The 12714-nt window shown below is 68.1% G+C and carries 14 protein-coding genes; 2 read left to right on the forward strand and 12 right to left on the reverse strand.

What is annotated here, in order from left to right; all coding sequences use genetic code 11:
- Positions 1-3: 3 nt before the first annotated feature.
- From gspE to AC5P7E_RS07715, 12 genes are all read right to left on the reverse strand, one after another.
- The gene (gspE, locus tag AC5P7E_RS07660) at positions 4-1437 is read right to left on the reverse strand and encodes a type II secretion system ATPase GspE (protein WP_099473548.1); all 1434 of its coding nucleotides are present in this window, start codon (positions 1435-1437) and stop codon (positions 4-6) included.
- Positions 1434-3812, reverse strand: a complete 2379-nt coding sequence (gspD, locus tag AC5P7E_RS07665; protein WP_114618335.1) for a type II secretion system secretin GspD — start codon at positions 3810-3812, stop codon at positions 1434-1436. The genes gspE and gspD overlap by 4 nt, the downstream gene beginning before the upstream one ends.
- Positions 3809-4336: a type II secretion system protein M gene (locus tag AC5P7E_RS07670; RefSeq protein WP_033835066.1), complete on the reverse strand. Its 528-nt coding sequence runs from the start codon at positions 4334-4336 to the stop codon at positions 3809-3811. Before AC5P7E_RS07670 ends, gspD begins: the two co-directional genes overlap by 4 nt.
- Positions 4333-5496: a type II secretion system protein GspL gene (gspL, locus tag AC5P7E_RS07675; protein ID WP_012480449.1), complete on the reverse strand. Its 1164-nt coding sequence runs from the start codon at positions 5494-5496 to the stop codon at positions 4333-4335. The genes AC5P7E_RS07670 and gspL overlap by 4 nt, the downstream gene beginning before the upstream one ends.
- On the reverse strand, positions 5493-6398 hold the full coding sequence (gspK, locus tag AC5P7E_RS07680; protein ID WP_005409889.1) for a type II secretion system minor pseudopilin GspK: 906 nt from the start codon (positions 6396-6398) through the stop codon (positions 5493-5495). The genes gspL and gspK overlap by 4 nt, the downstream gene beginning before the upstream one ends.
- A 9-nt stretch (positions 6399-6407) precedes the next feature.
- Positions 6408-6845, reverse strand: a complete 438-nt coding sequence (gspG, locus tag AC5P7E_RS07685; protein WP_114618334.1) for a type II secretion system major pseudopilin GspG — start codon at positions 6843-6845, stop codon at positions 6408-6410.
- A 57-nt stretch (positions 6846-6902) separates the two neighbouring features.
- The gene (locus AC5P7E_RS07690) at positions 6903-7487 is read right to left on the reverse strand and encodes a hypothetical protein (RefSeq protein ID WP_049451120.1); all 585 of its coding nucleotides are present in this window, start codon (positions 7485-7487) and stop codon (positions 6903-6905) included.
- A gap of 120 nt (positions 7488-7607) precedes the next feature.
- Positions 7608-8159, reverse strand: a complete 552-nt coding sequence (locus AC5P7E_RS07695; protein ID WP_005409892.1) for a hypothetical protein — start codon at positions 8157-8159, stop codon at positions 7608-7610.
- Between the two features lie 57 nt (positions 8160-8216).
- Positions 8217-9197: a FecR family protein gene (locus AC5P7E_RS07700; protein ID WP_065183858.1), complete on the reverse strand. Its 981-nt coding sequence runs from the start codon at positions 9195-9197 to the stop codon at positions 8217-8219.
- 69 nt (positions 9198-9266) lie between these two features.
- Positions 9267-9797 (reverse strand): RNA polymerase sigma factor, encoded by a 531-nt coding sequence (locus AC5P7E_RS07705; protein WP_019337777.1) that lies wholly within the window; start codon positions 9795-9797, stop codon positions 9267-9269.
- Between the two features lie 16 nt (positions 9798-9813).
- Positions 9814-10494 carry a TonB C-terminal domain-containing protein gene (locus tag AC5P7E_RS07710; RefSeq protein WP_111173948.1) on the reverse strand — a complete coding sequence of 227 codons (681 nt, stop codon included), beginning with the start codon at positions 10492-10494 and terminating at the stop codon, positions 9814-9816.
- A gap of 540 nt (positions 10495-11034) precedes the next feature.
- Complete coding sequence (locus tag AC5P7E_RS07715) at positions 11035-11499, reverse strand: Lrp/AsnC family transcriptional regulator (protein ID WP_005413654.1); 465 nt, start codon at positions 11497-11499, stop codon at positions 11035-11037.
- A 127-nt stretch (positions 11500-11626) separates the two neighbouring features.
- Here AC5P7E_RS07715 and AC5P7E_RS07720 point away from each other — a divergent pair, with 127 nt between their 5' ends.
- Together AC5P7E_RS07720 and AC5P7E_RS07725 are read left to right on the forward strand one after the other, a co-directional pair.
- Complete coding sequence (locus tag AC5P7E_RS07720) at positions 11627-12358, forward strand: AzlC family ABC transporter permease (protein WP_005409897.1); 732 nt, start codon at positions 11627-11629, stop codon at positions 12356-12358.
- Positions 12355-12669: an AzlD family protein gene (locus AC5P7E_RS07725; RefSeq protein WP_114618332.1), complete on the forward strand. Its 315-nt coding sequence runs from the start codon at positions 12355-12357 to the stop codon at positions 12667-12669. Before AC5P7E_RS07720 ends, AC5P7E_RS07725 begins: the two co-directional genes overlap by 4 nt.
- Positions 12670-12714 lie beyond the last annotated feature (45 nt).

Genomic DNA, 12714 nt, shown 5'->3' on the forward strand with positions numbered 1-12714 from the left:
GCCTCAATCGTCGCCGGTGACGCGCAGGATCTCTTCCAGCGTGGTTACCCCGCTGTCGACCCAGCGCTGGCCATCCTGCCGCAGGGTCCGCATGCCGGCCCGCCGGGCCGCCTCGCGCAGCGCAGGCTCGCCCTGCCCTTCATGGATCAATGCGCGCACGCGGTCGTCGACCACGAATAGTTCATGGATGCCGGTTCGCCCCCGATAGCCGCTGTTGGCGCAGGCCGCGCAGCCCACCGCGCGCCATACGGTGCGACCCTCGCCGTCCACCTCGGCACGACGGCACTGCGTGCACAGCCGCCGCACCAACCGCTGCGCCAGCACGCCGCGCAGCGACGAGGCCAGCAGGAAGGGCTCCACGCCCATGTCAGCCAGGCGGGTCACCGCCGAGATCGCATCGTTGGTGTGCAGCGAGGCCAGCACGCCATGCCCGGTCAGCGACGACTGCACCGCAATCTGCGCGGTCTCCAGGTCGCGGATCTCACCGATCATGATGGTGTCCGGATCCTGGCGCAGGATCGCACGCAGCGCGGTGCCAAAGCTCATGCCGATGCGCGCGTTGACCTGGATCTGGCCGATGCCGGCGAAGTCGTACTCCACCGGGTCTTCCACAGTGAGGATGTTGCTGGTGCTGCTGTCGAGCTGGCCCAGTGCGGCGTACAGCGACGTGGTCTTGCCGCTGCCGGTCGGCCCGGTGACCAGCACGATGCCGTGCGGCTGACGGATCAACCCGGTGAACGTGGCCAGCGTGTCATCGGCCATGCCGAGGCGCTGCAGCTGCAGGCGACCGGCATCCTTTTCCAACAGGCGCAGCACAGCACGCTCGCCATGACCGGTCGGCACCGTGGAGACACGGATATCCAGCGGCCGCCCGCCCACGCGGATGGCGATGCGCCCGTCCTGCGGCAGGCGCTTCTCGGCAATATCCAGGTGCGCCATGATCTTGATGCGTGATACCAGCGCCGCATGCAGTGCGCGCCGTGGCTTCACCATGTCGCGCAGCGTGCCGTCCACGCGGTAGCGCACCACCGAATGAGTCTCGAACGGTTCGATATGCAGATCGCTGGCGCCATCGCGTGCGGCCTGTGCCAGCAGCGCGTTGATCATGCGGATCACCGGCGCATCGTCCTGAGCATCCAGCAGATCGGTGACCTCCGGCATGTCCTGCATCAGCCGGTCCAGATCGACTTCGCTTTCGGCGGCACCCACTACGGCAGCGGCATCGCCGCCGTCACGGTACTGCTCACTCAACCGCTGTTGCCACGTCGCAGCATCCAGCGCCTGGAACGGCAGCGGGCCATGCCGACGGCGCAGTTCGGCCACGGCCCACGCCGCAGTTTCGGCGGTGCCCAGCAACACGGGCTCGCCACCAACTTCGGACAGCATCACGCCATGGCTGCGCACCCAGGCGTACGGCAGAGCTGTGGCGGCGCTCACGGCCCGATCACCAGTTCCGGCGTGTAGCCCAGCCCGCGCAGCTGCTGCAGCGCAGGGTCCAGCGTCGCCGGATCGCGCGGCAATCTCACGCGCAGGCGTTGCCCGCTCTCGCCGGGCGTCGCTTCGGCATAGGCCTGCAGGCCCAGTGCACGCACCTGCGCCACGCCCTGGCTGGCACGCGCCGGGTCCAGCCCCTGCGCGAACTGCACCAGCTGCGCGTCGCCGTCACCGGACGGGTACAGCGCCGCCAGGCTGCTGCTCTGCAGCGGCTGGCCCTGGTCATCGCGTGCATTGCCCTGGCCGAGTACAGACAGGTCCTGCGGTGGCAGCTGCGGTGCCGACAGCGCCGGCAAGGCCCAGCTCTGTGCCGGCTGCGCGCCCGCCTGCGCGTTGCGCATGTAGTCGTAGCGGTCGCGGGTCAGGCGCTGGCCGGCGGCCGGGTCACGCACCACGTGCGGGCGCAGGAACACCATCAGGTTGGTCTTGGCGCGCTTGCGCGTGTCGCTGCGGAACAAGGCGCCCAGGACCGGGATCTTTCCCAGCCCCGGCACCGCATCACGGCCATGGCTGACGCTGTCTTCCAGCAGGCCACCCAGCACCATGATCTGGCCATCGTCCAGCAGCACGCTGGTATCCAGGGCGCGCTTGTTGGTGATGATGCCGGCCGTGCTGTTCGCGCTCTGCGCGTCGATGCTGCTGACTTCCTGGTAGATGTCCAGCTTCACCGTGCCGCCCTCGGAGATCTGCGGGCGCACCCGCAGCTTCAGGCCGACGTCCTCGCGCACGATGGTCTGGAACGGGTTGTTGCTGCCGCCGCCGCCGTCGGTCACGTAGCGGCCACTGACGAACGGCACGGTCTGGCCGACCATGATGCTGGCCGCTTCGTTGTCCAGCGTCATCAGGTTCGGCGTGGACAGGATGTTGGCACCGCCCTTGCTCTGCAGCGCGTTGGCCAACGCCTTCATGTTGAGGATCTGGCCGACGCCGGGCAGGTTGATGGTGCCGTCGATCACACCGATCTTCAGGCCATCCTTGGGCAGCACGTCCAGGGTGGTGCGTGCGTTGGTGTTCAACCCGCTGCCACCGGTGGTGCCGCCGAAGTGGGTGCCGCCGAAGGTGCGGCCATTGCCCAGCATCCACTGCACGCCCAGTTCGGCCGCGTCGGTCTGGTTGACCTCCACGATCAGGCTTTCCACCAGCACCTGTGCACGGCGCTGGTCGAGCTGGTCGATCACCCGGCGCAGGTTGCGGTACACCGGCTCGGGGGCGGAGATCAGCAGCGTGTTGGTGGCCACGTCCGCCTGTACCGAGATGCCGTTCTGGCTGAAGCCGGTGCTTCCTGCATCGATCGGGTCACGGCGGCTCGGGTCCAGGCGCTGCGATTCCAGCGCATTGCCTCCGGGCTTGGCCTGCTGCGGCTGCGACGGCTGCGCGGGGGTGGAGCGGCTGGCGTCGCCGGGCAGTGGTGTGATGCCTTCGTTGCTGCCCATCGCCGGTGCATCGCTCTGCCCGGCCACCACGCCACGCAGCACACCCGCGAGCTGGTTGGCCTGGGCATTGCGCAGGTAGACCACATGCAGGTTGCCGGATTCATCCTGGGCACGGTCCAGCTTCTCCACCAGCTGCCTAGCCAGGCGGGTGCGCCCGGGACTGCTCGACCGCAGCAGCACGCTGTTGCTGCGCGGGTCGGCCATCACCACCACCTTCTGGGTGGGCTCGGCGCCCTGCGCATCCAGCAGCGGCGCGACCATCGCCGCGACGTCAACGGCAATGCCCTGCTGCAGCTTCACCACATCGGTGTCCATGCCGGCCGGTGTATCCACGCTGGCGATCACACGCGCGATGCGCTCCAGGTTGTCGGCATAGTCGGTGATCACCAGCGTGTTGTTGCCCGGATTGGCAGTGATCGGATTGTCCGGGCTGATCATCGGCCGCAGCACCGCCACCAGCGCGGCCGCGTTCTCGTAGCGCAGCGCGAAGGTGCGCGTGGCGATCTCACCCCCCGCACCGCCGCTGCCAACGCGGCCACCGAGCAGCTTGGCATCGGCCTGCGGCACCACCCGGCTGACGCCGCCGTTCTCGACCACGGCGAAGCCGCGCATGCGCAGTGCGCCCAGCAGCAACTGGTAGGCCTGGGTACGGCTGACCGGACCATCGGAAACCACTGTCATCTTGCCGGTCACCCGTGGATCGACCAGGAACTGGCGCCCGGTGAAGCGCGCTGCCATGCGCAGTACGCCACCGATATCGGTGTCGACCAGGTTCAACTGCACCGGCTCATCACGGGCGTCCTGCGCCAGTACCAGCGCCGGTGCGTGGGCCATGCACACGATCAGGGCCAGTGCGGTACTGCAGGCAAGGCAACGCGCCCTCATGGATGGGCACCCGCGGTGGCCACCATCACGATGTTTCCGGAAATCCGTGCCGCCGGCATGTTCGCATCCCCTGTGCGTGTCAGTTGCAGCTGCTGCAGTTCGATGGCCGGATCGGCCAGCACGGGCAGCAGCCAGTTCCACAGCGCGTCGGCGGGCACTGCCTGCACCTGCAGGTGCCAACGCCCGTCGCGCGCTTCGATATGCAGGCCGGCGGCAAGGCCGGCGGTCTTGATGCCATCGCGCAGCCCGGCCAGTGTCGCGTGCTGGCTCTGCGCCAGCTGCTGGCGCTCACGGGCGCGTAGCAGCGGTGCCAGTGCGCGGGACTGCGCCTGCAGCCGCGGCAGCTCGGCCTGCCAATACGTGCGCTGCTTCAGCAGTGGCTCCAGCCACAACGACCACAGGCCCGCCACCAGCAGCGCCACCACCATCACCCACAGCATCAGCCGGTCGCGCGGTGGCAGGCGTTGCCAGCGGTGCTGCAGGCCCACCAGCCCCTCGCCCAGCCATAGGGTGCGGGTCGTCACTGCCCAGCTCCGCTCACTCGCAGGTGTCCACCGGCTTCGCGCGCCAGCTGCAGGCCCTGTGCCTGAACTGCTTGCTGCCAGTGCTCAAGCCGCTGCGGATCGTCGGCCAATGCCTGGGCATCGGCATCCAGCTCCATGTCCAGCTGCCCGGGTTGGTAATGCAGGCTGCGCACTTGCCCGGCCAGCTCCGGAACAGCCTGCAGCGTGCTGGCAACCTGACGCTGCAGCGCCGGCAACGGCGGCGCCGGCAGCGGCACCGCAAGTGCTCGCCTTGCCTGCAACACCGGGTCCACCACATCGGTGATCTCCGGGAAGCGCGCGCTGAACTGGCGCGCCATGTCCCGTTGCAGGGCCTCGCCCTCGATCCGCGAACGCGAGACCTGCAGCTGCAGGCCGAGTGCAGCCAGCAGCACTGCTGCCAGTGCCAGGCCGATCGCCAGTCGCGGTGCTTTCCGGCCTGCGCCGGGCAGCGGCAATGACCAGCCTGGCAAGGGGCCAGAGGTCTGCCGTTCATGCGTGACGGCGGTGGCCGGCAGGCTGTCCGGCCACGTCGGCGGCACACTATCGATCCACTGCACGGCCAGCACGCCCGCCTGTTGCAGGCGCACGGCCAGCGCCTGCATCACCACACAGGCATCACGTCCGCCATACCATTGAACGAAACCCCGATCGCGCCCGCTGCGTACCAGCAGATGCTCGCCGCTGACCTGCAGCGTGGCCTGGCCGTCCTGCCAGGGCAGCAGCAGTGGCGTCGGATACAGCGCCTGCAGCTGCAGCCCACACGAGCCCAGCAGCTGCTGCGCCTCCGCGATGGCCTGCTGGCCGAGCCAGGCCACCGGAACCGTGCCGTCTGCCGCCTGCGCGCCGTGGGCCAGCGCCACCTCCTGCAGGTCATCCAGCAGCATCGCCTCCACCTCACCCTGCAGCGCCGACTGCAGGCGGCGCCCGGACAACGGCGGCAGCTGCAGTTCCAGCAGGATCAGGTCGTTCGGATCGAGGCAGGCACGCACCGCAGCCTGCGGATGCCGCAGGCCCAGCGTCGCCAGTGTTTCGCGGCCATGCGCCAACACCTCGCCCTTGTGCAGCTGCGCCCAGTCCACCGCGCTGTCGGCGCGCAGGTGCTCCAGCGCCGGCAGGCGCACGCGAAGCTGCACATTCATGCGCCGATCCTCGTCCACACCCGTTGCACACGCACCCCATCGTCGCGGTATTCGCGCCACAACAGCGCGCGAAAATCGACCGCACTGCCGTCAGCCTGCACCTGGCCGACGGCCAGGAACCATTCGCTATGGATACCCAGGGGAAGCACGGCCATCTGTTCGTTGCTCAGTTGGAGTCGGTTGGCGATGTCGCCGCGATTGAGCAGCCAATGGCCAGCATCGCGCTCACCGAGCAGCGCCTGCAGCCGTGCCGGCTCGACCACGGGCGTCACCGCCTGCAGAACGCGCAGGTCGCTGGTGTTGGCGTTGACCAGGGTCTGCGCCGGCAACACCACGGTGCGCCGCGCCAGCGCCTGCAACGCCACCGGATCGGCACCAGGTAGCGCTTGTTCGATCAGTGATTCGCGCGGCAGCGGCGCCTGCGCCTGCATGTCGCCATCGCGCAGGCGCGCCTGGATGTGGTCGGCGGCGGATGCGCAGGCGCCCTGGCCCAGCCCCTGCCCGGCACACAACGCGATGAACGCGCGCCGCGCCTCGGGGTCCGGCCTGCCATGCGCAAGAAGGTTGCGCAGGTTGAACATCGACTGCGCATCGACCAGCTGCAGCTGCACCGGCAACGGCGCCTGCAGCTCCAATGGGCGCGCCCAGCGCCCGCTGCGCACCGTGGTCAGCTGTTCCTTTACATCCTCACGCAGCTGCTGTGCCGCACGCTCCAGCGTTGCGTCCACCGCCATGCGTACCTGTACGCGCAGCTGGTCGCCACGCAGCGCACGCAGCTGGGCCGACTGCCGGGTCAGCAGTGCGGTGGCAATCACCGCCACCAGTGCCACCACCAGCAGGGCGACGATCACCGCCATGCCACATTGGCGGACACTCGAAACAGAACGCATCCGGGCTGACATCGGCCTGCCTCACAGCTGCCAGGAACCGATGTCCGCATTCCCGGCGTCGCCACCGGGCTTGCTGTCCGCGCCCAGCGAGAACACATCGATGTCGCCATGGGTTCCGGGAATCTGGTACTGGTACGGATGGCCCCATGGATCATTGGGCAGGCGATCCAGATAGGGCGTGACCGGCATCGCGCCACCACCCTGCGGTGGCTTCACCAGCGCCCGCAGGCCCTGCTCGGCACTGGGATAGCGCCCGTTGTCCAGCTTGAACAGTTTCAACGCCTGCATCAATGCAGCGATGTCCTGGCGCGCTGCCACCACGCGCGCCTGGTCGGGACGGTCCATCAACCGCGGCACGATCAGTGCGGCGAGGATGCCGATGATCACCACTACCACCATGATTTCGATCAGGCTGAAACCCTGCTGCCGAGCCCTGCGACCACGAACCTGCCTTGCCATTGTTCCGCCCTCGTCATCCTGAAAGAGACCGCTGCGCCATGGTCAGCGGTGCATGTGTCAGTACGATAAACATCCGCTGGAAATCCGCTGCGCGGGTCCCTGTGCAGGCGCAATACGTGCAGCCGGGGCACATGCGGACTCGAACAGGTGCTGCGGCACGCTGGCCAGCGCATCGTCGATGCAGCCGCGCAGCAACGGGTGCGCGCAGGCCTGCAGCAGGCGCACGCACTGCATCGGCGACCATGCCGTTCCATGATCGAGGCCGATGAACATCCGATAGGCCTGGTGATAGCGCAGGTCGTCGTACACGCGCTGGGCACTGTTCAGATCGCGCACGACCACCAGCAGAGCCGCGCGCTGCAGCAGCCGCGCATCGCCTGCATCAAGCGGTAGCGGGCTCATCGCCGCCTCGGGCCAGGGCCGCAGCTGCAGGTCGAGGGCTTTTCGCAGCGCCGCCAGTGGGTGCGCACTACCATCCAGTGCCGCCCAGCGCGCCGCATCCGCCCAGGCGTCGCTGGACAGCACCCAGACCCACGAGCGCCCATAGCGCTGCACGTTCAATGGTGCATGCCGTGCCTGCTCCAGTGACTGGCTCAGGTGACGATCCAGCTCCAGCATGCTGATCCTGCGACTGTCTGCCATCGGCGCCGCCCGTGCTCCACGACGCGTGGTGCGTCGTACTCTGGAGAAGACGTCAGCAAGGCAGGTGAAGCGACAGCGCGCATGCAGCTCTGTGCACTGCGTGGCGCTTCATCGACAACGTCATCGCAGCGTCATCTGCCTGCAGGCTTCGCGTTCCAGCCGCGGCGCTTCGCCTCCACAACGCCGTGCCAGTATCGCCACGTCGCTGCGCGCGGCGAATGTTGCCAGCGCATTGGACATGTCCACGTCATCGAACCATGACGCCATCGCAACGCGCAGCGCCGGCAGCTGCCAGCCGTCCATCACACCATGGGTGCCTGCTACGAACCAATGCCAGAGGCGATGGTGAAGCACCTGGTCGTGCAGCTGTGCGAGATCCTCAATGCGATGCACGTCCATCAACAGCAGTGCGCGTGCAACCGCCGCGGGCGGCAACGCACCAGCTTCAGACAGCGGAAGCGACTGCTGCTGCAGGCGCAGCAGCATCGCCAGCGGGTGAGACTGCGGATCGAAATCCAGCAGCACCGCCTGTTGCTGCCACTGCGCATCGGACACCACGCACACCCAAGGTGAGCCATAGCGATGCACCATCAATGGCCGTCGCTGCGTGGTTTCCAGCAGCGCCGACAGATTGCGACGCAGATCCAGCACACCGATGGTCTCGTTGCGCATCCTTGGCCTCTCCTCGCTTGCAACAGCCTGCGCGGCGCGCAGGGCCAGCGTCTTCATCTATCCAAGGACGGCAATGCCACCCGGAAAGCGACGCAGATCCAGCGACATCGTCAGTCGCAGCTGCTCCAGTGCCGCGTCTGGATCATCAATACGGAAGCGACCGCTGACCGGCGCGCGCGCCAACGCCGATTCTCCCAGCAGCACCTTGCCGCGGCGATAACGGTTGATCTCCTCCACCACCTCACGCAGCGGTGCGCGGCGGAACACCAGCATGCCCTCCGTCCAGGCACTCACTTCCGAGGCCACGGCCTCGGCCACCACGCCACTGAGGCGCTCGTCGTACTGGGTCTGCTGACCCGCCTGCAGCTGCAGCCGGCCCTGCGGATGCTCGATGCGGGCGCTGCCCTGCAGGCAGGTCACCCGTACCTGACCGTGGGTGTTGCGCACATCCAGACGCACCGCGCCTTCATCGGCAATCACGCAACCCGGGCCCGCGAACAGCGCCAGGCGCAGGCCGGCCAGGGTCTCGATCGCGGCCTGGCCCTGCACCAGCTCGAAGCCTTCGCCCTGCGCATCGGCGCGGCGGCGCAGGCTGCTCTGCGTATCCAGTTCGATCTTCAGCTGTGGCAAGGGCGCGATCTGCAGACGTTCACCGGTGCCGGTGTGGAAATCAGCCGTCATCGCCGTCACCGAAGGCCACAGCCCCAGCGGCGGGCGGATTGCCGCCACCACCACCAGGCTGGCCGGGGCGGCAATCGCCGCGCCCAGGAAGGCGCGCCGGCTCCAGCGCTGGGCCGGCGTCGGCGCCACCGGTTGGCGCGCGGCGGCGGGCAACTGCTCGCCGGCCAGCCGTACCTGCTCCCATTGCCGGCGCGCACGGCCAAACGCTTCGCGATGGCGCGGGTCAGCCTCACACCAGGTACGGAACCTGCGCCCGTCGGCGGCGGTCGCCTCGCCCGAGGTCAGCCGCACCACCCACGCGTGCGCCTGACGCTCGACGGCATCCAGCGGGCGTTGCGGGCGATCGTCAGGATCCATGGGGGCTCATGCCGGACCCGCACGCTGCGGGGTTCTGCTCGGCGTCAAAGTGTAGACGGATGCCGCCGTTCAGAACCGCACCTGGCGCCCCTGCCCGCTGCGCTCGGCCAGGTAGTCCTGGGCCGCCTTCAGCTCACGCTGCACCAGCCGCAGCGACACACCGAGGTGATCGGCCACATCGCGCTGCTGCAGGCCATCGACGCGGATCGCCAGCAGGATGCGGCGACGGCGCTCGGGCATGCGCTGCAGCAGGCCGACCATGTCTTCCAGCGCGAAGTCCAGTTCGGCCGCCTGCGCCGGGCCGGGCGCAGGGTCGGCCATGTCCATCAGCGTATCCACCTCCTCCAGGCTCAGCAGGCGGTGGTCAGCACGTTGGCGGTCGATCACGGTATTCATTGCCATGCGCAGCAGGTAGGCCGCGGGGTTCTGCACGGCATCCAGGCGGTCACGCCGCGCGCTCAGGCGCATCCACGTGTCCTGCAGCGCGTCGCCGGCCAGCTCCTCCGAGCCCAGCTTGCGCACCAGCCGGCGCTTCAGCTCATCGTAGGCACCCAGAAGGTGGTCCATCAGGTCAACTGCCCCAGCCGTACCGTTGCTCATGTTCGAATCCTTGAAGTCATGGAAGGGGCGCGCGCCGGCCACAGTCGTGGTCGGTACCGGAAGGACGGATCTGCAGCGTCACCGGCTGCGGCAGCGCAGCGGCATCGGGCGCCAGCACCAGGCCCTGCAGCGCCTGCAGCAGGCGCGCATCGCGGCGGGCGCTGCCACTGCCTGACAGCAGCTCGGGCTCGCTCACCTGGCCCGCGCCGTCGATGCGGAAGCGCAGCGTCGCGGCATAGCGGCCGGGCGCGATCTCCGGGTCGTCACAGAACGCCGCACGCAGCCGCTGCTGCAGGCCGCCATAGCGACGCCGACGTTCGGCCTCGGGAAGTTCGGCGCCAACACCGGCCTCGCTGGCCGAGGGTGTACCCCGGCGCAGCACCACACGCTGCTCGCCAATCACCTCGGCCTCGATACCGGAGTCCTGCAACAGCACCTGCAAGGCAGGCAGCGGCGGCAGGCTGGCGCGCAGCGCATGGCTGCTGCGGCCCGCGGCAAGATCGCCCGGGTACATCACCGACCACCCGCTGATGACGCTGAAGCGCTCGACCGCCTGTTCCAGCGGCTGCGCAGGGATGTCGTAGGCATGCACAGCGTCCTGCGCGGCAGCGGCAAAGGACAGCAGCAGCCATGCGGCGATGGCCACCTTCCAAGTTCTGACCGCATGGTGTCCATTCAGCCCCCTGACGTAGAACACATGACCCTCGGCAGCGACAGCAGCTGCAGTGGACGCGCGCCACGACCGGAACCCCGGCCCGCGCGCGACCCGCAAGCGGGCTCAAACCGTACCGGCGCCACATGTCATTGCGATGACCGCTGCCCACGGCCTGGCATCGAGCCAGGCTCCGTAAAGCCAGTCACGCATCAGGAATCAATGAATCGAACAGACCTGTTCATTTGCTCACAGGGTCAGAGCCCGTTGCGCAGCAACGGGATCCGACCCCGTACCGACCCAAACGTGTCGACCAAGGTCGACACCCACCAGGAGCAGCTCATGCCGTTCCGGCAGATCGTGGAAATCTGTCGAAGGCGGGGTGGGTCCGGTTGCGGGGGCGTGAGCCGCATGGATGCGGCGACCGAGCTACATGGACGTACTTGCAGCGTCCCCCGCAACCGGACCCACTCCGCCATCCCTCAGCAGGCCCGCTGTTGCTGTTGCTGTTGCTTCTGAGGTTGCCGGCCAGCGGCCGGCACTACCCGCGGGTGCCGGGTGCAACCCGGCCGCAAACCCCATCCCTCAAAGCGGCAGCTGGGTCGTCTGCTTGATCCGCTGCATCGGAATCTCGGTCTTGGTGTTCTGCACCCCCGCAATCCGGTTCAGGTGCTGCATCTGGAACTGCCGGTAGGCATCCAGGTCGGCCACCGCCACCCGCAGCAGGAAATCGCAGTCACCGGCCATCAGATGGCATTCAAGCACTTCCGGGAAAGACTTGATGCTGTTGATGAAATGATTGGTGGTGTCCTCGTCCTGCCCGCGCAGCCACACCCGCACGAACACCGTGAAGCCACGGCCCACCTTGGCCTCGTTCAACAAGGCCACATAGCGGTCGATGTAGCCGCCCTCCTCCAGCAGACGCACCCGGCGCAGGCAGGCCGACGGCGACAGCCCGACCAGGCGTGCCAGCTCCAGGTTCTGCAGGCGGCCGTCGCGCTGCAGGGCGTCGAGGATGCGCCGATCGAGGTTGTCCAGCTGGTACTGCATGGAATTTCACCTCTTTCACTTCTGGCCGCATGAAATATCAATCATCCAGAATCAAGTGGTATCAACGCAACCCGATTTCGCGATTGGACCGCTAGCATGGGCCACCCCCACCTTGTTGTGCCGTTCGATGGACGCCCGTACCACCCTCCCCCTGCCTGACACCTGCGATACCGCGCCGCGTGCCGAATTCTTGCGCGGCCTGCGCGCCGCCGTGCCGGTGATGATCGGCTTCATTCCGTTCGCCCTGGTGCTCGGCGCGCAGGCGGCCCAGAAGGGCCTGAGCGCACTGGAAGTACCGCTGATGACCGGCCTCAACTTCGCTGGCGGCTCGGAGTTCGCCGCCGTCGAACTGTGGACCTCGCCACCGCACATTGCACTGATCGTGGCGATCACCGCGCTGGTCAACAGCCGTCACCTGCTGATGGGCGCCAGCCTGGCCCCGCTGCTCCAGCACCTGCCGCGCCGCCGGGTGCTGCCGGCGCTGTTCTTCATGTGCGACGAAAGCTGGGCGATGGGCGTGGCCGATGCGCGCAGACGCGCGCTTGGCTTCAGCCTGGCCTACTACCTGGGCGTATCGGCAGGCCTGTACACGGTCTGGGTGGCCTGCACCACGCTGGGCGCGATCGTTGGCCCGATGCTGGGCGACATCCACGCCTATGGTTTCGACATGGCCTTCCCTGCCGTGTTCCTGGTGCTGCTGCGTGGCATGTGGCAGGGCATGAAGGCCGCGCGACCGTGGCTGGTCAGCCTGGCTGTAGCCGCTGCTACCTACCTGCTGGTGCCAGGTGCGTGGTACGTGGCCAGCGGCGCACTGGCCGGCCTGGCCGCAGCCTGGCTGCTGGCGGAGGACGCAGCATGATCTTCAATGGCCTGATCCACTGGACCTCGGTACTGACCATCGTGCTGATGGCCGCCGCCACCTACCTGACCCGCGTCGTCGGCTTCCTCGCGCTGCGCAACCGCACACTGAGCAAACGCGCAGTGACGGTGATGGAAGCCGCGCCGGGCTGCGTGCTGATCTCGGTGATCGCCCCGGACTTCGTGGCCGACAAGCCGGCCGACCTGGCCGCACTGGCCATCACCCTGCTGGCCGCCACGCGGCTGTCGATGCTGCCGACCGTGCTGATCGGCGTGGTCTCGGCGGGTGTGTTGCGCTATCTGATGGGGTAGCTACCGGTACGCCGGGCAATGCCCGGCGCACCGTAGTGGCGCAGC

It is taken from the genome of Stenotrophomonas sp. YJH_SMC_25, assembly GCF_059369595.1.